This is a genomic window from Massilia putida (assembly GCF_001941825.1).
Lineage (GTDB): Bacteria > Pseudomonadota > Gammaproteobacteria > Burkholderiales > Burkholderiaceae_D > Telluria > Telluria putida.
This window is the reverse complement of the sequence record NZ_CP019038.1, coordinates 2,066,414-2,086,644: the sequence shown is the minus strand read 5'-3', so window position 1 is coordinate 2,086,644 and position 20,231 is coordinate 2,066,414. Positions and strand designations below refer to the sequence as shown.

The window sequence follows — 20,231 nt, the reverse complement described above, 5'->3', positions numbered from 1 at the left end:
TTTACATCAAGGAGGCGCCATGCAGGACGGACACGCGGACGCGACGCAGGCGCGCGGCGACGGGTACTTCAGCGACTTCGGCTCCGCACTGCGCTACTGGCGCACCCGGCGCGGCTACAGCCAGCTGCGGCTGGCCGTGGACGGCGGCGTGTCGCAGCGCCACCTGAGCTTCCTGGAAAGCGGACGCGCCCAGCCGAGCCGCGACCTGGTCCTCAAGCTCGGCCTCGTCCTCGACGTGCCGCTGCGCCAGCGCAACGCGATGCTGCTGGCGGCCGGCTTCGCGCCCGCCTACCAGGAGCGCAGCCTGTCCGACCCGGAGCTGTCGTCCGTCATGCGGGCGCTCGACTTCATGCTGCGCCAGCAGGCGCCGTTTCCCGCCCTCGTCGTGGACCGGTTGTGGAATCTCGTGAGGTTCAACGAGCCCGCCGCCGGTTTCATGAGGTGGCTGCTCGGCCTGCCTCTTGATGCGGCCATCCCGCGCGACGGCTCCATCAACGTGCTGCGCCTGATGCTCGACCCCGCCGGTTTGCGGCCGCGCCTCGTCAACTGGCAGGCCGTGTGCGCCGACAGCCTCTTGTGGATCCAGCGCGAAGCCATGGCCGACGGCCCGGGCAGCGAGGCGACAAAGCTGCTGGCCGAGTTGTCCGCCTTGCCGGGGATGGCGGCCGCCGCGGAAAGCCCGGTGCCGAACCTCGACCGGCGTGCGCTGCCGTTCCTGCCGCTGACGATCGCGCACGAGGGCGCGGAACTGAACCTGTTCACGACCATCACGACGCTCGGCACCCCGCACGACGTCACCGTGCACGAGTTGCGCCTGGAATCGTTCTTTCCTGCTGACAACGCGACGGCGGCGTGGTTCCACGAACGGTTCAGCGCGGCAACATGACGCACGCGGTATTTGGCTCATCAATTCTAGTGGTTTTTTGTGACTATGTACGAAGAACGCCGCCATTTTGATGATTTGAATGTCGAAAATTGACAATGTAAAATTCGTTAATTGCAACGCGCGCAGGCATTTTTCCTGGGGTGTATGATGGGCTGGTTTCCTCCACCTTTCGGCCCACGATAACCGCAGTAATGAACGACCTGACCAATACGCAACCCTGGCCCGACGAGCGGCGCTACCAGTACCTGATCTCCGGGATCAGTGACTACGCCATCTACATGCTCGACCCGAACGGCTACGTCAGCAGCTGGAATGCCGGCGCCAACCGTTTCAAGGGCTATGTCGCCCAGGAGATCCTGGGCGAACACTTCTCGCGCTTCTACACGCCGGAAGATCGCGAAGCGGGCAAGCCCGCGCGGGCGCTGTCGATCGCGCTGGCGGAGGGCAAGTACGAGGCCGAAGGCTGGCGCGTGCGCAAGGACGGCTCGCGCTTCTGGGCCCACGTCGTCATCGATCCGATCTACAACGAGGAAGGCGTCCTGCTGGGTTTTGCGAAAGTCACGCGCGACGTCACCGAGCGCAAGCGCGCCGAAGATGCGCTGCGCGAGAGCGAGCAGCGGTTCCGCCTGCTGGTGAACGGCGTGACCGACTACGCGCTGTTCATGCTGTCGCCGGAAGGCACCGTCACCAACTGGAACCCGGGCGCCGAGCGCATCAAGGGTTACAGCCAGTTCGAGATCATCGGCAGCCATTTCTCGCGCTTCTACACGCCGGAAGACCAGGCCACGGGCGCGCCCAGGCATGCGCTGGAGACGGCCGCCACGGCGGGCCGCTACGAATCCGAGGGCTGGCGCGTACGCAAGGACGGCTCGCGTTTCTGGGCCCATGCCGTGCTCGACGCGATCCGCGGCGACGACGGCGAACTGCTCGGCTTCGCCAAGATCACGCGTGACCTGACGGAGAAAAAGAAGGCCGACGAGGCCCTGGAAAAAGCCAATATCGCGCTGTACCAGGCGCAGAAGATGGAATCGATCGGCCAGCTCACGGGCGGCGTCGCGCACGACTTCAACAACCTGCTGTCGGTGCTGTCGAGCGGCCTGGAAGTGCTGAGCCTGCAGCGGGGCGACGGCGATACGCGCACGCTGGAATCGATGCGCCGCGCGATCGACCGCGGCGCGCGCCTGACCCAGCAGCTGCTCGCGTTCGCGCGCCAGCAGCCGCTGCAGGCCGAGGCGCGCAACCTCAACGGCATCATCCGCGGCTTCGAGACCGTGCTGCGCCGCGCCGGCAACCCGAGCATCGACTTCGTGATCGACCTGGACCGCAAGGCCCACAGCGCCATGATCGACAGCGCGCGTTTCGAATCGGCATTGTTGAACCTCGTCGTCAACGCGCGCGACGCGATGCCCGACGGCGGCCGCCTGACGATCGCGACGGCCAACGTCGTGGCCGACGGCCAGCAGCCGGTCGGCCTCGCGCCGGGCGAATACGTGCGCGTGACGGTGAGCGACACGGGCACCGGCATGCCGCCCGAGGTGGTGGCGCGCGCCTTCGAGCCGTTCTTCACGACGAAGGAGGTCGGCAAGGGCACGGGCCTGGGCCTGTCGCAGGTGTACGGCTTCATCAAGCAGTCGGGCGGCGAGGTCGCCATCGACAGCAAGCCGGGCGAGGGCACGACCATCTCCATCTACCTGCCGGCGGCGGTGAACACCATCGAGGAGGCGCGCGCCGAGCATACGGAGCGCGTGCTGATCGTCGAGGACGAGCCGGACCTGATGGACGTGGCCGCGTCGCTGTTCACCAGCATGGGCTACGACGTCGTCACGGCGGCCAGCGGCCAGGAAGCGATCGACGTGATGGAGCAGGGCGACGTCGACATCCTGTTCACCGACGTCGTGATGCCGAACGGGATGAACGGCATCGAACTGGCCAGCTTTACGCGCGAGCATTATCCGCGCACAAAGATCATGCTCGCGTCCGGTTACCCGCTGCCGGCGCTCAAGCAGCGGCACGGCGTCGACCTCAACGAGTTCGCGTTCGTCAACAAGCCATACCGCTTGTCGGACCTGGCGCGGACCTTGCGCACGGCGATGTGATCAATCGAGATTGAAGATGATGTCGCTGATCCGTTCGTAGATCGGGTCGGCGGACGGCCCGTTGTTCGGCCAGTTCAAGATATCGAAATGGTCGTAGCCCCGGTAATTGCCGAGGAAATTCCACATCCCGCGCACGGCCTTGCCGTCGTAATCGCGCACCGGATGCCCGCTGGGCGCGCGCATGCTCACTGTGTTGACGACGCCGTCGTTCGGGAACCACGCGCTGTCGATGCGCACCCGGCCCGGCGCGTACTGCGTGTACGAGCCCATGCCCGGCTGGGCCAGCGAGCCGACGATCCATTCGCCGGCGAACAGCTTGAAGTACGGAATCATGTCGGCCCGCGGATACTGGAACGCCGTGTTCTGTACCGGCGCGAGGATACGGTCCGTCCCGTTGCAGCACCACGCGCCGGCCTCCGTGGCCAGCGTGCCCACCGAAAAGTAATAGACCGAGGGTGAAGTCAGTGCCCAGCGGTTGAATTCGCGCGCGCCGTCGGGCGCCAGTTCCCAGTGGGCCAGTTCGTTGTCGAGGATGTCGCGCAAGGGGCTGCGCAGGTTCGGCAGCACGTCCAGCACGGCGTCGCGCAACGTGGTGCCATCGTGCGGCGCCGAGATCGTGACGACGCTCTTGATCCAGCCGACCTTGCCGCCCTTGTAGAGTTCGCCGCCGCCCTCGTCGCCGTCCGGCGAGCCGTGCTCCAGCAACTGGATCAGGGCGCGGATCGTCGTGCCGCCCTGGCTGTGGCCGATCATGTGGACCGGGTGCGCGGCATCCCATTGCGGGTAGAACGCGAGCGGGTAATTCTCGGGATTGTTGGCGGGATCGGCCGCCCAGCACTTGCCGGCCGGCTTTTGCGGCTGGCCCGGATAGCCGTAGCGCGCCACGTGGTGGGCGCCGTAGTCGACGCAGCCGCCCTTGATCTGGGCATACAGCTCGGCGGCGCGGTCCCAGTTCGATGCGATCGCGCCGACCTGGGCCGTGAAGATGGTATGCGGGCCGTGGTAGACGGCCAGGTGCGCGGCGATGTTGCCGTAGCCGCCCCAGTAGAGGAAGCTGCCGAGCGGGTGCGATTCGGGGCCGAAGCCGAGTACGCCGTGCACGAGCACGACGGGATCGTTATTCGCGGCGCGGACGGGCGCGCACAGCAATGGCGCGAGCGCCAGCAGCGCGCAGGCGCAGGTTTTTGTCAGTCGCAACATGTGGCTCTCCATTGGACGTGGCGAGCCCATTGTCGGTTTGATATGCGGCGCGACATTTGCGCTGCCTCGACCGGGACGGCGAAACGGCTGCTGCGACGCAACACATCCGCACCGGTGTTGCTTGTGCGCACTACGCCCGGGTTCGTTGTGCGTAGGGCGGGCGGCCGCCGCCCACGCGTGACGCCAACAAACCGCACATGTCACGCGTGGGCACGTTCGTATGTGCGGCCACCGGCCTCACATATACCCCACGCTACCGTCATGGTGCAGAGCGAAAAAAAAACGGCCGTCCAGCGGCCGTTTTGTTCGTGCAACGAGGCGATCAGTTCGCCACCGTCATCCCGGCCGCATTGCCCACCGCGCGATCGCCCGGACCGGCGGGTGTCGGCGTGTTCGATGCCGTGACGGCGGCCTTCTCGGCCAGGTCGGGGTTCCACACGACGTTCTCGTCCACCGAATACAGGCGGCACGGCTTGTCGCTCTTGGCCGAGCAGGTGGCCAGGGCTCTGGCGTCCGGATCCTCGCCTTCCTCGGCCCAGCACCACGCGCCGCTGGGCGACACGGCGAACGCGCGCGGCGTCATCTTGGTCAGATATTCGCGGTAGGCGCGCTTGCCGTTCTCGCTGAGGAAGGGCACGGCGTCGACGTCGTCCACGCCGGCGAAATTGGTCGCCTGCGGCTGCGGCGGTTCCGGCACCTTGTACACGATCCTGGTCGGCATGCCGACCTGCTGCAGGAATTTCATCGTATCGGCCAGCCATACGTTTTGGCCGTCGCGGCTGGCGAGCATGCCGTGCGAATCCCGCTTGAACGGGGCGTATTCGACGAGCTGGGCGTGGCCGCCGGCCTGTTCGAACGCGTCGTGCATGCGCGCCACGAGTTCCGGCGAGAACAGCGAATCGTTCTGGCCGTACATCCACAGGCTCGGCACCTTGTTCTGCGCACCGTATTCGGCGAAGGCCGAGACGAGCGCCGAGCGCCAGCCGCAGCCGTTGCTGTCGTCGCGCAGGCCGCCGGCGAAGTTGATCAGGCCGCGCACGCCCGGCAGGTCTTCGGTGCCCAGCGCCATCGTCGCGAGGCCGCCGTACGACTGGCCGGCGACGACGATGTGGTCCGTGTCGACCCATTTCTGGTCGCGGGCATAGGCGAGGGTGTCCTTGATGTCCTCGGCCTGCGTGTAACCGTTGGCGGTCATGTCGCAGCCGTGGTCGCGGTAATGGCCCGTCGAGTTGGCGAAGCCCTGGCGCATCGGCACCATCACGGCATAGCCGCGCTCCACGAAGGCGTGCGCCATGTGGTAGAAGCGGTCGCGCGGCTGCAGGTTCGGATGGCCCGGGTCCTTGCCGTGGTTGATGATGATGAGCGGGAACGGGCCCGGACCGTTCGGCTGGAACACGGTCGTCTCCAGGCGTGCCTCGTGGTCCTGGCCGGCCGGGATCAGGACGATGTGTTCATTGATCCGGTAGTCGAGCTGCAACTCTTGTTCGATCGCCAGGCCGGGCAGGAAGGCCAGGGCGGCGAGGAAGGCGGACGTCAGTTGGCGAACGGAAGGGCGGACTTTAAGCATGGAAAACTCTGGAACGACACCGGGTTTGCACTTTTCCCCGAGAACTGATTGCCTCGCGGAATAAGTTGATTTTAAGCACGGTGATTTTCCAGAGCAATGCCCAATTAACCAATTCTCCAACTAAATCTTCGTGTGTGGCCACATTTGCCATAACAGGCAGATAATCCGCAGGGCCAACGATTGGAATAGCCATGTTTAACTGACATGAATACCGACGACCGTTTCCTGCAAGCCCTGCAAGGCGGCGCGCGCGCGTGGCGTCTCGCGCTCGAACGCCACCTCAAGGCGCACGGGCTGACGAGCGCCGGCTGGAACGCGTTGACCGCCGTGGCGGACAGCCCGGCGCCGCCGTCGCAGCGGGAACTGGCGCGCCGGCTGGGCGTGGACGGCGCCACGCTCGTGACGACGCTCGACCGGCTCGTCGCAAGCGGCCTCGTGCGGCGCGACGCGGAACCGGGCGACCGCCGCGTCAAGCGCATCGCGCTGACGCCGCATGGCGACGCGGTCGCGCGACAGGTCCATGCGGAAGCGGCCGCGCTGCGGCGCGCGACGGTCGCGCGGCTCGACGAGGCGGCGATGGTGGCCGCGGCGGCCGTGCTGGACGAACTGCAACGGCTACTGGAGCGCGCATGAGCGACGCCGACTACGCGCCGCGCCAGTGGCACCCGGACGAACGCCCCACCATGCCGGGCGGTCCGTCGTTTCCCAAGCACTCGACGCCGCGGCGCATCGCCTTTTTCCTGATCGGCACCCTGGTGACCCTGACCGGCGGCCTGGGCAACGCGCTCGTCACCGTCAACCTCGTCAACCTGCAGGGCACGCTCGGCGTGTTCTCGGCCGAGGCCAACTGGCTGCCGACGGCCTATGTGATGACCAATGTCTCGATGAATTTGCTGCTGGTGAAATTCCGCCAGCAATTCGGCCTGCGCGCATTCACCGAGTTCTTCCTCGTGTTGTACGCGCTCGTCACGTTCGGCCACCTGTTCGTGGGCGACCTCGGCTCGGCCATCGCCGTGCGCGCGGCCCACGGCATGGTGGGCGCGGCGCTGTCCACGTTGGGCCTGTACTACACCTTGCAGGCGTTTAAAAAGGAATGGCGGCCGCGCGGGATCGTGATCTCGACCGGCATCGCGCAGCTGGCGCAGCCGATCGCCTATATTTTTTCGCGCAACCTGCTGCAGTTCGCGGAATGGCGCGGCCTGTATCTGTTCGAGCTGGGCCTGACGCTGGTCACCCTGGCCGCCGTGCTGTGGCTGAAACTGCCGCCGGGCGACCGCTTCAAGGCGTTCCGGCCCACGGACTTCCTCACGTTTTCCCTGTTCGCGCCCGGCATGGCGCTGCTGTGCGCGGCGCTGACGTTCGGCCGCGTGCTGTGGTGGACGGAGAATGCGTGGGTGGGCATCGCGCTGGCCGTGTCCATCGTGCTGCTGCTGGCCGCGATCTGCGTCGAGCACAACCGCGACAATCCCTTGCTGAACATCCGCTGGCTGACCAACGGCATGATCGTGCGCCTGTCCATCGCGCTGATGCTCGTGCGCGTCGTGCTGTCGGAACAGAGCGTGGGCGCCGTCGGCTTCCTGCGCCTCGTCGGCTTGAACAACGACGAGATGCACACGCTGTTCCTCGTCATCCTGCTTTCCACCATCCTCGGGATCGCGGTGTCCGTGCTGATCATCCGGCCGCCGCACCTGATGGCGCCGCAGGTCGTGTCACTGCTGATCATGGCGCTGGGCGCGTGGATCGATTCGAACGCGACCAACGTCACGCGGCCCGCGCAGATGTACGTGAGCCAGGGCTTGCTGGCGTTCGGCGGCGTGATGTTCCTCGGGCCGCTGCTGTTGACCCTGCTCGGAGCCGTGATCGCCAATCCCGCGAACCTGATCAGCTTTTCCGTGCTGTTCGGCCTGACGCAGAACCTCGGCGGCCTGATCGGCTCCTCGCTGCTGGGTACGTTCCAGGTGATGCGCGAAAAATACCATTCGTCCGTGCTGGCCGAGCACTTGAGTTCGCTCGATCCGCTCGTCGCCGCGCGCATCCAGCAGGGCGGGGCCGCGTACGCGCGCGTGCTCGCCGACCCGGCCGCGCGCACGCGCCAGGGCATCGCCGTGCTGAGCCAGGCGGCGGCGCGTGAAGCCAACATCCTCGCCTACAACGACGTGTTCCTGCTGATCGCCATCATCGCCACCCTGCTGGCCGCCTGGATCTTCGGCCGCTCGCTGTGGCTGAAATACGTGTCGCCGCCACCGCCGGCGCCGGCGCCGGTCCCGGCGCCGCCCGATCCGACCGATTCGCCGATCGCCGTGCCGTCCGGCGACCGCCGCACGGCGCCGCGTCCGCCCATGCCGACGCCGGCCGTCCCAACCTGACCCGAGCCCTCTGCCATGCCGGAAACGACAACCACCACGACGACCACCACGACGCAGCAGAAGTCGAACCGCAACGTCATCGCCAGCGGCGTGCTGTTTGCGCTCATCGCCCTGATCGGCGTGCTGATCGTGCTGTATGCCTGGCGCCTGCCGCCGTTCCACAGCGCGCTGCAGACGACGGAAAACGCCCTCGTGCGGGGGCAGGTGACGATCATCAGCCCGCAGCTGTCCGGCTACGTCGTCGAGGTCGACGTGCAGGATTACCAGATGGTGCGCCAGGGCCAGCTCCTGATGCGCATCGACGACCGCATCTACCAGCAGCGCCTGGACCAGGCGAAGGCCCAGCTCGCGACGCAGCGCGCGGCGCTCGCCAACTTCGAGCAGAGCCGCAAGACGGCCAGCGCCACCATCGCCCAGAACCAGGCCGCCGTCGCCAACGCCGCCGCGCAGGCCCAGCGCGCCAACGCCGACCTGCGCCGCGTGGAAGAACTGGCGGCCGACGGCTCGCTCTCCGCGCGCGAACGGGACGCCGCCCGCGCCGCCCGCGCGCAGACCGTCGCCGCGGCCGAGCAGGCGCGCGCCGCGCTGGAAATTTCGCGCCAGAACCTGCGCACGGTGGAGGTCAACCACGCTTCGCTGGAAGCGGCCGTCGCGAACGCCGAGGCGGCCGTGCGGCTGGCCGAGATCGACCTGTCCAACACGCGGATCACGGCGCCGCGCGACGGCCAGCTGGGGCAGGTCGGCGTGCGCCTGGGCGCGTTCGTCAACGCGGGCGCCCAGCTGACGGCGCTCGTGCCGCAGACGATGTGGGTCATCGCCAACATGAAGGAAACGCAGATGGCCGACGTGCGCCTCGGCCAGCCCGTCACGTTCACCGTCGACGCGCTCAACCACGCCACGCTGCGCGGCCACGTCGAGCAGATCTCGCCCGCCACCGGTTCCGAGTTCTCCGTGATCGTGCCGGACAATGCGACGGGCAACTTCGTCAAGATCGCGCAGCGGATCCCGGTCCGCATCAGCATCGACCCGAACCAGGAACTGGCCGCGCGGCTGCGGCCGGGGATGTCGGTGGTGGCGAGTATCGACACGAAGGCCGGCGGACGCATACCGCCGGGACCGGGGCAGGCGCGATGAGGCGCCGCCTGATGCTGGGCGCCTGCGCGGCGCTGCTGGCCGGCTGCCGCATCCCCGTGCAGCCGCCGCCGCAGACGACGCTCGTCGTGCCATCCACGTGGCGGGGCCGGGTCGGACCGGGCGCGCCGGTCGAACGCGACTGGTGGCGGGCGTTCGGCGATCCCGTGCTGGACCGTCTCGTCGCCCAGGCCTTGACACGCAACAACGACGTGCGCACGGCGCAGGCGCGGCTGCGCGAATACCGGGCGCGCATCCAGGTGGCGCATGCGGCCGAGGAGCCCAGCCTGTCGGTCGGCTTCACACCCACGCGGGCGCGCGTGATCGGGCCGTTCGGCACGCCGATCTATTCGACGGCGATGCAGGGCGCGTTCCAGGCCGCCTACGAACTCGATCCGTTCGGCCGCACGGCCAGCCTGACGGAAGCGGCGCGCCTCGACTACGCGGCCCAGCAGGCGGCGGCGGATGCGACGGCGCTGTCGGTGGCGGCGAACGCGGCGTCCGGCTACCTGAACCTGCGCGGCCTCGACGCCCAGCTGGCCCTCGCGCACGCGACGCTCGCGTCGCGCCAGCGCTCGCTGGAACTGGCGCGGCGCCAGTTCGAGGTCGGTTACAGCTCGCGCCTGGAATTGTCGCAGGCCGAGGCCGAGTACCGCGCGACGGCCGCCGCCGTGCCCCAGCTGGAACGGGCGATCGCGCAGCAGGAGAACGCCCTCGACATCCTCGCCGGCGCCAATCCCGGACCGGTGGCCCGGGGCGCGGAGCTGGGCAGCCTGAACGCGCCCGCGATCCAGCCCGGCCTGCCGTCGGAATTGCTGCGCAGGCGGCCCGACGTCGCATCGGCCGAGCGCGCGGTCGCCGCGGCCGACGCGAACCTCGCCGCCGCGCGCGACCAGATGCTGCCGTCGCTGCGCCTGACGGCGTCGCTGGGCGCTTATGCGACCAGCCTGCCGGACCTGCTGTCGTCGCCGACGAGGTTGTGGAGCGTGGGCGGCAGCGTGCTGGCGCCGCTGTTCGACGGGGGCCGTCTGCGGGCCCAGGCCGAGATCACGGCATCGCTGCGCGACCGCGCCGTGTTCGCGTACGAAGCGGCCGTGCGCAACGCGTTCGCCGACACGGACAACGCCTTGACGGCCGTGCAGCGCCTGCGCGAACAGCTGGACCAGGCCGAGGCACGCCGCGTGGCGGCGGCCGAAGTGCTGCGCATCGCCCACAACCGTTATCGCAACGGCTATTCGTCCTACCTGGAAGAGCTGGATGCCCAGCGCAACGCCTTCAGCGCCGAGACCGGCGCCCTGCAGCTGCGCGCCGCCTGGCTGCAGGCCCACGTCGACTTGTATCGTGCGCTGGGCGGCGGCTGGGCGCCCGCCCGCTAGAATCGTTCACATCACCATGAAGGAGGGGAGAACATGATCAAGATCGGGATCATCGTCGGGAGCACCCGGCCCGGCCGCAAGGCACTGGATGTGGCGCGCTGGGTGCTGGATATCGCCGGCATGCGCGCGGACGCCGTGTTCGAGCTGGTCGACATCCAGGATTTCAACCTGCCGCTGCTGGACGAGCCCGTACCCCCGTCGCTGGGCATGTACGCGCAGCCGCACACGAAGGCGTGGGCCGCCGCCATCGCCGGCTTCGACGGATTCGTCTTCGTCACGCCCGAGTACAACCACGGCCCGTCGGGCGCGCTGAAGAACGCGATCGACTTCCTGTACAAGGAATGGAACAACAAGGCCGCCGGCTTCGTCGGCTACGGCAGCGCGGGCGGTGCGCGCGCCATCGAGAGCCTGCGCCTCGTGATGGGCGAATTGATGGTCGCGGACGTGCGCGCGCAGGTGATGCTGTCGCTGCGCACCGACTTCGAGAATTACACGACGTTCAACCCGGCCGAGCATCACGAGCAATCCGTGGACACCATGCTCGACCAGGTCGTGGCGTGGAGCCGCGCGCTCAAGACCCTGCGGCCGGACGCGCCCGACGGGCACGCCGCTTCTGCGGACGCGCCGCAGGCCGGCCAGCGCATGGGCAGCCAGTGATCTTCCCGGGCGGCGCTACAATCGCCGCCTATGACCGGTTTATCTTCTCCCACCCGGCGCGCCACCTGCGCCGCCTGCCTGCGCGCGCAGAGCGCCTGCATCTGCCACTGGGTGCGGCCGCTGTCCAGCCGCGCCGACCTGTTGATCCTGCAACATCCGCTCGAGGTGCGCAACGCCAAGAACAGCGCGCGCCTGCTGCACTTGTGCTTGTCCGGCAGCCGGCTGGAAGTGGGCGAGGCGTTTGACGCGTCCGGCTTGCGCGCGTTGCTGCACGCGGACGGGCGCGTGCCGGTGCTGCTGTATCCGTCGACGCCGGGCTCGGCGCCACCCGTCCTCGATGGCGGGTCGATGTCGCAGCCGGAGCGGCTGCGGCTCGTCGTGCTCGACGCCACTTGGCGCAAGAGCCGCAAGATGCTCCACGTAAATCCCGAGCTGCAAGGACTGCCACGGCTGGCGCTGCATGACGTGCCCGTGTCGGCTTATCGGATTCGCAAGGCGCACGCGTCGCACCAGCTGTCGACCCTGGAAGCCGCCGCGCTGGCGCTGGCCCAGCTGGAAGGCGACGCCGACCGATACCGGCCTCTGCTGCAGGCGTTTGACGGTTTTGTGCAACAACAAGCTGCTCTTTTTTCGCGCTTGAACCCATCCTGAGATCGGCGTACTATACTGTATAAACATACAGTACTTAAGGAGCGCCGTGTGAATCGGGTCAAAGCAAACGCAAGTCGGGCGGTCAGCCAGGTGGTGTTGCCGTTCCCGCAAAAGTCCGCCGAGGTCGTGCCCATCAACGGGCCTTTGAAAGGTCGTGGCGCCGTCACCAATATTCAAGGCCGCTACGAAGTGAACGGCCGCGAGCGGTTCGACGACGGCTGGACCGTGCCGGGCGCGAAGGACGAGGCGCCGGCGCCCCTCAAGACGATCGTCACGGACGAGATCGCTAAGTCGATCCTCAGCCGCAACACGTCGCCGGACATCCCGTTCAGCGTCTCGCTGAATCCGTACCGGGGCTGCGAGCACGGCTGCATCTACTGCTTCGCGCGGCCCACGCACGCCTATCTTGGGCTGTCGCCCGGCCTGGACTTCGAAAGCCGTCTCTTCGCCAAGGTGAACGCGGCCGACCTGCTGCGGCGCGAGCTGGCGCGTCCGGGCTATGTCCCGGAAAACATCGCCATCGGCGTCAACACGGACGCGTATCAACCCTGCGAACGCGACCGCCGCCTCACGCGAGAGGTGCTGGAAGTGCTGTCCGAATGCCAGCACCCGTACGGCCTGATCACGAAGTCGGCGCTGATCGAGCGCGACATCGACCTGATCGCGCCGATGGCCGAAAAGGGCCTGGCCTGCGCCGCCATCACGCTGACCACGCTGGACGGCGAGATCTCGCGCACGCTCGAACCGCGCGCGGCCGCGCCCGCCCGCCGCCTGCGCGCGATCCGCACGCTGACGGAAGCCGGCATCCCCGTCAGCGTGAGCGTCGCGCCGATCATCCCGTTCGTCACGGAACCGGAAATCGAGCGCATCCTGGAAGCCGCGAAGGACGCCGGCGCCGTCGGCGCCCACTACACGGTGCTGCGCATGCCGTGGGAAGTGAACCCGCTGTTCCAGCAATGGCTGCACGCCCACTTCCCCGACCGCGCCCAGCGCGTGATGAACCGCATCCGCGACATGCGCGGCGGCAAGGATTACGACAGCGACTTCAGCAAGCGCATGACCGGGGAAGGCATCTGGGCCGACCTGATCCGCCAGCGCTTCACGAAGGCCGTCAAGCGTCTTGGGCTCGAAGGCCGCATGAGCCGTTTCAACACGTGCGATCCGTCGCAGTTCCGGCGTCCGCTGGTGGTACCGAAATCGGTCGTCAAGCCGACCAGTGCGGCGGCGGCGCAGATGGATCTGTTTTAAGACGTCGCCGGCACCAGCGACAGGACGTGTGCGGGGACGGGCCGTCCGTGCAGACTGAGCCGGTTGCGCGCCAGGCATTCGTGGACGGCGCCGGCTTTGCGGGCGAGGGCGAGGCTGGACAGGTTGCCGTCGGCCACGACGATCTCGACGCGCGTCTGGCCGAGGCCATCGAAGGCGAAGCGCGCCAGCGCGCGGATGGCCGCCAATCCCGCACCCTGCCGCCGGGCCGCTGCGCGGACCCAGTAGCCGAGGTTGCAGAAGCCGTTGGCGCGATTGAACTGGTTCAGGCCGGCCGCGCCCACGTAGTGCTGGCCGTCCCGGTCGAAAATGCCGAACTCGTGCGCGGTGGCGTGCGCACGTGCGGTGGCGCAGGCCGCGATCCAGGCCAGTGCATCGGCCTCGTCGTAGGCGGCGTGGGCCCAGGGCATCCACTGGACCAGGCTCGCCATCGATTCACGGACGGCGGCCGCCATCGCCGGGGCATCGGTCGGGACCAGGGGGCGAAGCAGATAGTCGCCGGCAAGAAGAGGCTCTGTCATGTCGTCCGTTCGGGGTGGGATGTCGACATCTTAACGGGCAGGACGCGCCGCGCCAACGCCGGCGGGTTGTGAGTACACATGCTCTGGGCTACGATTGCGCTCTTCAGCATGACTGGCAGGCGGGAACATGGCGGAGCAGGACAAGGCAGCGAACGACAAGGCAGCGAACGGCAAGGCAGCGAACGATGTGCAGCGGGTCGTCTTCGTCGGCGCGGAGTCGACCGGCAAATCGACGTTGTCCAACTATCTGGCGCACGTCTACCACACCGTCGCCGTGCCCGAGATCGGCCGCTTCATCTGGGAAGAAAAGCACGGCCGGCTGGGACCGGACGATTATGTCGAGATCGCCGTCAAGCACCGCGCGGCCGAGGACAAGGCCATGGCGCAGGCGCGGCGCTGGTTGTTCGTCGACACGAATGCATTGACGACACTGCTGCTGGGCATCGAGTTCCACCAGGTCGGCGATCCGCCGCCTGCCGAACTGCTGCGCTGCGCCGACGATTGCCGCGCACGCTATGCCCACACGTTCGTATGCGCCGACGACATTCCGTACGAGGAACAGGACGTGCGCGAAAACGAGGCCTGGCGCGGACGCATCCAGCAACTGGTCGTACAGGACCTCGACGCGCGCGGCATCCCGTACACCGTCGTGCACGGCAGTGTGGAGGAGCGGGCACGCCAGGTGCGGCGCGTGCTCGATGGCGCCGCCCGCTAGCTGCGCGCGGCGCGCCTAGACGATCGTGCCCGGCAACTCGATGCCGTGCAGGCGCCGGAACAGCTTCAACGCAAAACTGTCCGTCATCCCGGAAATATAGTCGGTCGCGCCGAGCAGGCGCTCGTACGGTGTCGTGCCGCGGCTGAATTGCTGGGGAATGATTTGCGCGATCTTGCGGTCCGCTGGCGTGCGGTCCGGTTCCGGCTTGACGAGTGCCGGGACGATCTTGCCCAGCAGGCCGCCGAGGATGTCGAAGCCGGCGGCCTCGATCTGCAGCACCGACGGCGTGGCATAGATGCGTTCGCGCGACAGCGTGGCGATCGCCGCGAGCTCGGGCGCGAAGCGCGACGCGCTGACGAGGTCTTGTTCGAAGCGGCCGTCCATGATGGCATCGTAGTGCGCGCGGAACACGTCCAGCGCGGCCGCCACGAGATGGCCGATGGCGCGGGCACGGAGGTACTCCACGCGGCCCGTGTCGTCGGCCAATTGCCGGTAAGACGGACTCTCGGTCGCGCCACCCGGAAAGGCGATGGGCCACAGCAGGCCGCGCGCTTCGTCGAACGAGACGCGGCCGAGGCGGTGGCCATCTTCCAGGTCGACGATGCCATAGCAGATGTCGTCCGCCGCCTCCATCACGAACGCGAGCGGATGGCGTGCCCATGCGCCCGGTCCCTTGCGCACGAGCCCGACCTGGCTGGCGACGCGCTCGGCCGTCGCGGCATCGTCCGCGAAATAGCCGAATTTCTTTTCGCTGATCTTGTCCTTCGCCCGCGGCAGGTCGGATGCGCGCGGGTATTTCATGAACGCGGCCAGCACGGCATAGGTCAGCTGGAAGCCGCCGTTGTCGACGGCGTTCTGCAGCCGCGTGACGAGGCGGAAGCCCTGGGCATTGCCCTCGAAGCGCAGGAAGTCCTGGCGCTCGCGTTCGGCGAGGCCGGCGAGCCAGCGGTCTGCATGCTCGGCGAACCATGACTGGATCGCGGCTTCGCCGGAATGGCCGAACGGCGGGTTGCCGATGTCGTGGGCGAGACAGGCGGCGGCGACGATGCTGCCGAAGTCCTGCGGCGCCATCGACAATGCCGGCACGCGTTCCTTGATGAATTCGCCGCACAGCATGCCCAGCGAGCGGCCGACCGACGACACCTCGATGCTGTGCGTGAGGCGCGTGCGCACGTAATCGCTGTCCGACAGCGGAAACACTTGCGTCTTGTCCTGCAGGCGCCGGAACGCGCTCGAATACACGAGCCGGTCCCAATCGCGCATGTACTCCGTACGGCTGCCGCCGTCGCCCCGGTCATCCTCGCGGCCCAGGCGCATCGTCGACACCAGGCGTTCCCATTCCATCGACATCGTTCCCCGCTCTCAAAAAGGTGTGCGCCAGTGTACACCGTCCCTTTCCGCTGCCGGGTAGCGTCAAAAAATGGTTGACTGTATCAACTTTGTCGACTATCTTACGATGTATCTTACGATGTATCTTACGATATAATGGAATGAAGATGCGACACCATATGCACCCCCACCATCCCGTATTCTCCCCACGCCACGGGCACGGCGGCCATGGCGGACATCCGGGCCGCGACGGCCGGCCGGGCGGCTTCGGCTTCTCGGACGACGGCGGCCTGCCGCGCGGACGCAAGCTGTCGTCGGATGACTTGCAATTGCTGCTGCTGGCGCTGATCGCCGAGCAGCCCAGCCACGGCTATGAACTCATCAAGGCGCTGGAGACGCGATCGAACGGTTTTTATGCGCCGAGCCCGGGCATGATGTACCCGGCGCTGGCATGCATGGAAGACCTGGGCTGGGTCACCATCCAGCTCGAAGGCACGCGCAAGCGGTACGCGCTGTCCGACGAAGGCCGCGCCCACCTGGACGCCAACCGCGAACGCGTCGACATGCTCCTCGCCCGGCTGCAGCAGGCCGCGCACAAGATGGACTTGATGCGCAGCGCGCTCGCCGAAGGCGAGGAGGGCGTGGGCGGACGGGGTGCCTGGTCCGCGGAACTGGCCGACGCGCGTCACGCGCTCAAGCGTGCGCTGATGACGCGCGCCGGCGCATCCGTCGACGAGCAGCGGCGTATCGCCGCGATCCTGGCGCGGGCGGCGGCCGAGATCGAGCAGGGGCCGGCTAGCGGCGGCCAGCCTGGCTCGACCGGGAGCTGAGCGGCAGCATGCCGTCTTCGCGCATGGCGAGCGTCCGCGCACGCAGCTTCAAGCCCGGACGCTCGACTGCCGTATACAGCAGCGCAGCCACGGACAACGCCGCCGCGTTGTACAGGACGAACCCGGCGGCGGGCACGTCCACCGTGAGGCCGCCCGCCGCGCTGTCGCCCAGCGCGCCGTCGAGCCAGGCATAGACCTGGCGATGGGTCAGGTACAGGCTGAAGGCCAGCAGGGCGAGGGCACGCGCACCCGGCAGCGCTTGGCGGCCGAGCGGCGTGTGCGGACTCAGCGCCCCGGACAGCAGGCACGCACAGCCGAGTGCGACGAGCGGAAACAGGAACACGGCCCCTGTGTGGCCGAGTGCATCGATCTGCGTCGCCGCACCGAGCAGCGCGATGCCAGCGCCCAGCAACGTCCAGCCATGACTCAGCAGGCGCGTCCACCATGCCGGCCGGAAGGCGCGCAGGGCCGCCAGCAGCACGCCGGCAGCAGGCCGTCGAGACGCGTCCAGGTCGGACTGTAGATCGAGCCGACATAGCCCGCGATCGCGCGCGCCATGTCTCCACCGGGCGCCATATGCGGTGCGACCGCATGCCGCCATTGCCAGTCGCGCAGCAGCATGCCGCCACCGAACAGCACGGCCGCGCCGGCGGCCGTCGCGAGTACGTCTGGCCTGCGCCCGAGCAGCCAGACGGCCAGCGGCAACAGCAGATAAAAGTGTTCCTCGACACACAGCGACCACGCGTGTGAATACGCCCGCTGCGTGAGGTGGTCGGGCAGCACGTTCATCGTGAACGTGAGAAATTGCCAGACCGGTGGCATGGCCTCGGCCTCGCGCCAAGTCGGCAGCGCAAGATACAGCGCGAGCACGGCGAGATAAGCCGGGAGGATGCGCCACGCCCGGCCGAGGATGAATCCGGTCCAGTCCGGCATACGTCCCGCCGCGACGTCGCGCAGCAATTGCCAACCGATCAGATAGCCGCTGAGCACGAAGAACAGGTCCACGCCCATCCACCCATGCCGTCCGGCGCACGCGATATCGATGCCGTGGCTGGACAGGTGGTACAGCATGACGACGACAATCGCGACGGCACGCAGCAGGTCGAGGCCGGGTGCGCGGGACGACGGCGCGGGCGGATTCTGGACGGGCGAGGGATTCATGGCGCGCCAGTCTACCCGACCGTCGGACGTCAAAGCTCAAGCATTGTCACCGAGGCCGGCGTCGCGCTACCTGCGCGATCGCGGCCGCCATCGACTGCCACGTCAGTGCTCAGCGCTCGTTGGTCACGGCCGCCAGCAGTTCGGCCGTGTCCACCGCGCCCATCCTGCGCGCCGCGTCGAGGATCGCGTTCCCGTCCGCGTCCAGGCGGAACGGGTCGGCGCCGCGCGCCAGCAGCAGGCGGGCGATGTCCACCCGATTGAACATGGCGGCGAACATCAGCGCCGTCTTGCCGTTCGGGCCCGCGTTGTCGACCTCCGCGCCGTGGCCCAGCAGCAGGGTCGCGATCGACATATCGCCCTTGAAGGCGGCGCCGGCGAGCGGGGTCTGGCCGGCGTCGTTCATGATTTCGGGATCGGCGCCGTGTTCCAGCAGCACCCGGGCGGCGTCCGCATGGCCGTGGTAGCAGGCCAGCATCAGCAGGCTGTCGCCGCGTTCGTTGCGCAGGTTGGGCGGCAAGCCCTGGTCCAGCAACGTCGCGAGTTCGCCGGCCTCTCCGGTGCGCGCGAAGTGGAAGACCTTGCGCACGAAGGCCAGCGTGTCGTCGTCGAGTTCGCTGGCCGACGGCGGGCGTGGTGGTGGCTGTTGCTGTTGCGGCTCCTGCATCGTGATCTCCTGATCGGCGTATGGCTCGACAGGATTAGAACACAATGCCGCGCCGCGCACGGCAGCGCAGGATTCGCGCCTGATCAGACCCGGCGTTGGAACTCTTTCAGGTGCCGTTCGATCTCAAACACATGCGGGTCGGGCTTGCCGAGTGCGCGCAAGGCCTTGGCCAGTTCCAGCAGGTATTCGCTGTTCGGCCCGCTCGGGCCACGCGCGGTGGCGATCTGCAGCGCAATGTCGCGCTCACTCGCCGGGCCGAGGTAGGCCGCGTTTTCGTGCGTGGCGATGTAGACAAGGCCTTCGGTGCCGCCGCCATCGTCGAAACGGATGTCGGTGGCCAGGCGCAGGTAGCCGTTCTTTTCGCGGTAATCGAGGTGGGCGAATTCCTCGGGCGTGACGAGGTAAGCCATGCCGTGGCAGGTCGCGCTCGGGTCCGGCACGAGCGTCACGACCCGGCCCGGCGCCGTCTCCGTACCGCGGTGGTCGTGCGAGCCCTGCCAGAAGCGCCGGGTCCAGCCGGCTATGCTGGCGGGGCGGCGCTCGAGGTAGGGAAAATCGGCCTTGAAGATGAGCGAGCCGTAGCCGAACAGCCAGACGCTGGCGTGGTTGTCGAACTTGTCCATGCGCTCGTTGATAGCAATGGTGTTGTGGGACATCGATGACAGGAGGTTGCGTAAAGGATTTGCATTCTAGCGCGGCCGCAACGCGCCCGCTGGGTTGTCGTCGGCGCCGACCCATTCGTACAGGAACGCAATGAACGCGGCCGCGGCCGGCGACAGCGACCGCTGCTCGCGCGTGTACACGAAGAAGCGGCGCGTCAAGACCGGCGTGTCGAGTGGCAGCATGTGCAGGCCGTGCAGACGCACGAGCGGTGCGGCATACGGCATGCACACCGTGACGCCGAGACCGGACGCGACCATGGCCAGCGCGGTGGTCATGTACGTGACCTCGTGCGCCGGCCTAAGCGCGACCTCGCGCAGGCTGTCGCCCCGGGCGTCGCCTTTCGCGGCGCCTTTTGAGTCCCCTTTTGAGTCGCGCGTTGTGCCGCGCGTTGTGCCGCGTTCTGCGCTGCGTTCGCCGTCGCGCGCACCGTCCTCCTTGCGGTCATGTCCGCGTCCCATGTCGGCCAGCAGCCGCTCCGTGAACTGGCCCCGCAGCGAGATCAGCGGATGCGCGGCCAGGTCGCTCCAGCCGAGCCGGCTGTGCTGCGCCAGCGGATGATCCGGCGGGACGACGGCCTCGAACGGCATCTCCATCAATTCGCGCGCTTCCAGTTGCGGGGCGCCGTCGCGTTCGGGACCGATGCCGAAATCCGTCTCGCCGGACAGCACGCGCGTCGTCACCGCTTCCACCGGCGAATCGGACAGGCTGATGCCGATGTCCGGGTAACGCGCGCGCCATGCCGCGATCACTTGCGGCAGTAGGGTGCACGCCATCAATTGAGGCACGGCCACGCGCACGATGCCTTTCCTGAGTTGCGCCTGGTCCGCAATGTTCGCAAGCGCACGGTCGAGGTCGTCGATCATCTGGCTGAATAGGGGATACAGCTCGTTACCCGTTTCGGTGAGTGCGATGCGCCGCGTATTGCGGTCGACGACACGGACGCCGAGAGTTTGCTCCAACTCTTTGATCAAACCGGACAAAGCGGACTGTGTAACGTGCATGTACTGCGCGGCAAGCGTAAAGTTACCGGTCTTTGCCAGGGCAACGAAGGCGCGCATCTGGCGCAGGGTAGGATTCATCAGAAAGTCCGATAAATAGAGCGAAAAATATTGTTTGTATGATAGTCCGTTTTACTTTTTAATGGCGGAAACA

General features: G+C 67.6%; 20 protein-coding genes. 11 read left to right on the top strand and 9 right to left on the bottom strand.

Translation table 11 applies throughout. The features are described from left to right. Nucleotides 1–19: 19 nt before the first annotated feature. Nucleotides 20–886 (top strand): helix-turn-helix domain-containing protein, encoded by an 867-nt coding sequence (locus tag BVG12_RS11570; protein WP_075792513.1) that lies wholly within the window; start codon nt 20–22, stop codon nt 884–886. Nucleotides 887–1,077: 191 nt separating this feature from the next. Further along, nucleotides 1,078–2,982, top strand: a complete 1,905-nt coding sequence (locus tag BVG12_RS11565; RefSeq protein ID WP_075792512.1) for a hybrid sensor histidine kinase/response regulator — start codon at nt 1,078–1,080, stop codon at nt 2,980–2,982. On the opposite strand, the gene BVG12_RS11560 is transcribed toward BVG12_RS11565, so the two are convergent. Together BVG12_RS11560 and BVG12_RS11555 are read right to left on the bottom strand one after the other, a co-directional pair. Continuing rightward, a complete protein-coding gene (locus BVG12_RS11560) occupies nt 2,983–4,182 on the bottom strand; it encodes an esterase/lipase family protein (protein ID WP_075792511.1) in 1,200 nt (399 codons plus the stop codon). It abuts the gene before it with no gap. A 322-nt stretch (nt 4,183–4,504) separates the two neighbouring features. Beyond that, nucleotides 4,505–5,749 (bottom strand): dienelactone hydrolase family protein, encoded by a 1,245-nt coding sequence (locus tag BVG12_RS11555; RefSeq protein ID WP_169926807.1) that lies wholly within the window; start codon nt 5,747–5,749, stop codon nt 4,505–4,507. A 204-nt stretch (nt 5,750–5,953) separates the two neighbouring features. On the opposite strand from BVG12_RS11555, the gene BVG12_RS11550 reads away from it, so the two are divergent. From BVG12_RS11550 to BVG12_RS11520, 7 genes are all read left to right on the top strand, one after another. Next, nucleotides 5,954–6,382, top strand: coding sequence for a MarR family winged helix-turn-helix transcriptional regulator (locus BVG12_RS11550; protein ID WP_075792510.1), 429 nt, complete (start codon nt 5,954–5,956; stop codon nt 6,380–6,382). Further along, the gene (locus tag BVG12_RS11545; protein ID WP_075792509.1) at nt 6,379–8,115 is read left to right on the top strand and encodes an MFS transporter; all 1,737 of its coding nucleotides are present in this window, start codon (nt 6,379–6,381) and stop codon (nt 8,113–8,115) included. The genes BVG12_RS11550 and BVG12_RS11545 overlap by 4 nt, the downstream gene beginning before the upstream one ends. Before the next feature lie 15 nt (nt 8,116–8,130). Then, the gene (locus BVG12_RS11540) at nt 8,131–9,249 is read left to right on the top strand and encodes an HlyD family secretion protein (RefSeq protein WP_075792508.1); all 1,119 of its coding nucleotides are present in this window, start codon (nt 8,131–8,133) and stop codon (nt 9,247–9,249) included. Further along, on the top strand, nt 9,246–10,622 hold the full coding sequence (locus BVG12_RS11535; RefSeq protein WP_075792507.1) for an efflux transporter outer membrane subunit: 1,377 nt from the start codon (nt 9,246–9,248) through the stop codon (nt 10,620–10,622). Before BVG12_RS11540 ends, BVG12_RS11535 begins: the two co-directional genes overlap by 4 nt. A gap of 33 nt (nt 10,623–10,655) precedes the next feature. Continuing rightward, entirely contained in the window at nt 10,656–11,279 is a 624-nt protein-coding gene (locus tag BVG12_RS11530) for an NADPH-dependent FMN reductase (RefSeq protein ID WP_083684931.1), read from the top strand. A 30-nt stretch (nt 11,280–11,309) separates the two neighbouring features. Further along, nucleotides 11,310–11,930: a tRNA-uridine aminocarboxypropyltransferase gene (locus tag BVG12_RS11525; RefSeq protein ID WP_075792506.1), complete on the top strand. Its 621-nt coding sequence runs from the start codon at nt 11,310–11,312 to the stop codon at nt 11,928–11,930. A gap of 96 nt (nt 11,931–12,026) precedes the next feature. Next, entirely contained in the window at nt 12,027–13,178 is a 1,152-nt protein-coding gene (locus BVG12_RS11520; protein WP_075796312.1) for a PA0069 family radical SAM protein, read from the top strand. Here BVG12_RS11520 and BVG12_RS11515 read toward each other — a convergent pair. Beyond that, nucleotides 13,175–13,717 carry a GNAT family N-acetyltransferase gene (locus BVG12_RS11515; RefSeq protein WP_075792505.1) on the bottom strand — a complete coding sequence of 181 codons (543 nt, stop codon included), beginning with the start codon at nt 13,715–13,717 and terminating at the stop codon, nt 13,175–13,177. The genes BVG12_RS11520 and BVG12_RS11515 overlap by 4 nt on opposite strands. Nucleotides 13,718–13,844: 127 nt before the next feature. Between BVG12_RS11515 and BVG12_RS11510 the strand changes: the two genes are divergently transcribed. Continuing rightward, nucleotides 13,845–14,432 carry an AAA family ATPase gene (locus tag BVG12_RS11510; protein WP_083684928.1) on the top strand — a complete coding sequence of 196 codons (588 nt, stop codon included), beginning with the start codon at nt 13,845–13,847 and terminating at the stop codon, nt 14,430–14,432. Between the two features lie 15 nt (nt 14,433–14,447). On the opposite strand, the gene BVG12_RS11505 is transcribed toward BVG12_RS11510, so the two are convergent. Beyond that, nucleotides 14,448–15,776, bottom strand: coding sequence for a deoxyguanosinetriphosphate triphosphohydrolase (locus BVG12_RS11505; RefSeq protein WP_075792504.1), 1,329 nt, complete (start codon nt 15,774–15,776; stop codon nt 14,448–14,450). Nucleotides 15,777–15,922: 146 nt separating this feature from the next. On the opposite strand from BVG12_RS11505, the gene BVG12_RS11500 reads away from it, so the two are divergent. Then, nucleotides 15,923–16,591, top strand: coding sequence for a PadR family transcriptional regulator (locus BVG12_RS11500; protein WP_083684922.1), 669 nt, complete (start codon nt 15,923–15,925; stop codon nt 16,589–16,591). On the opposite strand, the gene BVG12_RS33495 is transcribed toward BVG12_RS11500, so the two are convergent. The 5 genes from BVG12_RS33495 to BVG12_RS35055 form a co-directional block, all read right to left on the bottom strand. Further along, a complete protein-coding gene (locus BVG12_RS33495; protein WP_156895610.1) occupies nt 16,557–17,003 on the bottom strand; it encodes a hypothetical protein in 447 nt (148 codons plus the stop codon). The two genes, BVG12_RS11500 and BVG12_RS33495, sit on opposite strands and share 35 nt — an antisense overlap. Nucleotides 17,004–17,017: 14 nt before the next feature. Then, complete coding sequence (locus BVG12_RS33490; RefSeq protein WP_083684916.1) at nt 17,018–17,752, bottom strand: acyltransferase family protein; 735 nt, start codon at nt 17,750–17,752, stop codon at nt 17,018–17,020. 109 nt (nt 17,753–17,861) lie between these two features. Next, nucleotides 17,862–18,416, bottom strand: coding sequence for an ankyrin repeat domain-containing protein (locus BVG12_RS11490; protein ID WP_075792503.1), 555 nt, complete (start codon nt 18,414–18,416; stop codon nt 17,862–17,864). 83 nt (nt 18,417–18,499) lie between these two features. Continuing rightward, complete coding sequence (locus tag BVG12_RS11485; protein ID WP_075792502.1) at nt 18,500–19,072, bottom strand: gamma-glutamylcyclotransferase; 573 nt, start codon at nt 19,070–19,072, stop codon at nt 18,500–18,502. Between the two features lie 33 nt (nt 19,073–19,105). Then, nucleotides 19,106–20,158, bottom strand: coding sequence for a LysR family transcriptional regulator (locus BVG12_RS35055; protein ID WP_229503860.1), 1,053 nt, complete (start codon nt 20,156–20,158; stop codon nt 19,106–19,108). Nucleotides 20,159–20,231 lie beyond the last annotated feature (73 nt).

Bases quoted from the DNA above. Each gene is read 5' to 3' on its own strand.
- BVG12_RS11570 (WP_075792513.1), top strand. From the start codon at position 20: ATGCAGGACGGACACGCGGACGCGACGCAGGCGCGCGGCGACGGGTAC.
- BVG12_RS11565 (WP_075792512.1), top strand. From the start codon at position 1,078: ATGAACGACCTGACCAATACGCAACCCTGGCCCGACGAGCGGCGCTAC.
- BVG12_RS11560 (WP_075792511.1), bottom strand. From the start codon at position 4,182: ATGTTGCGACTGACAAAAACCTGCGCCTGCGCGCTGCTGGCGCTCGCG.
- BVG12_RS11555 (WP_169926807.1), bottom strand. From the start codon at position 5,749: ATGCTTAAAGTCCGCCCTTCCGTTCGCCAACTGACGTCCGCCTTCCTC.
- BVG12_RS11550 (WP_075792510.1), top strand. From the start codon at position 5,954: ATGAATACCGACGACCGTTTCCTGCAAGCCCTGCAAGGCGGCGCGCGC.
- BVG12_RS11545 (WP_075792509.1), top strand. From the start codon at position 6,379: ATGAGCGACGCCGACTACGCGCCGCGCCAGTGGCACCCGGACGAACGC.
- BVG12_RS11540 (WP_075792508.1), top strand. From the start codon at position 8,131: ATGCCGGAAACGACAACCACCACGACGACCACCACGACGCAGCAGAAG.
- BVG12_RS11535 (WP_075792507.1), top strand. From the start codon at position 9,246: ATGAGGCGCCGCCTGATGCTGGGCGCCTGCGCGGCGCTGCTGGCCGGC.
- BVG12_RS11530 (WP_083684931.1), top strand. From the start codon at position 10,656: ATGATCAAGATCGGGATCATCGTCGGGAGCACCCGGCCCGGCCGCAAG.
- BVG12_RS11525 (WP_075792506.1), top strand. From the start codon at position 11,310: ATGACCGGTTTATCTTCTCCCACCCGGCGCGCCACCTGCGCCGCCTGC.
- BVG12_RS11515 (WP_075792505.1), bottom strand. From the start codon at position 13,717: ATGACAGAGCCTCTTCTTGCCGGCGACTATCTGCTTCGCCCCCTGGTC.
- BVG12_RS11510 (WP_083684928.1), top strand. From the start codon at position 13,845: ATGGCGGAGCAGGACAAGGCAGCGAACGACAAGGCAGCGAACGGCAAG.
- BVG12_RS11505 (WP_075792504.1), bottom strand. From the start codon at position 15,776: ATGGAATGGGAACGCCTGGTGTCGACGATGCGCCTGGGCCGCGAGGAT.
- BVG12_RS11500 (WP_083684922.1), top strand. From the start codon at position 15,923: ATGAAGATGCGACACCATATGCACCCCCACCATCCCGTATTCTCCCCA.
- BVG12_RS33490 (WP_083684916.1), bottom strand. From the start codon at position 17,752: ATGAATCCCTCGCCCGTCCAGAATCCGCCCGCGCCGTCGTCCCGCGCA.
- BVG12_RS11490 (WP_075792503.1), bottom strand. From the start codon at position 18,416: ATGCAGGAGCCGCAACAGCAACAGCCACCACCACGCCCGCCGTCGGCC.
- BVG12_RS11485 (WP_075792502.1), bottom strand. From the start codon at position 19,072: ATGTCCCACAACACCATTGCTATCAACGAGCGCATGGACAAGTTCGAC.
- BVG12_RS35055 (WP_229503860.1), bottom strand. From the start codon at position 20,158: ATGAATCCTACCCTGCGCCAGATGCGCGCCTTCGTTGCCCTGGCAAAG.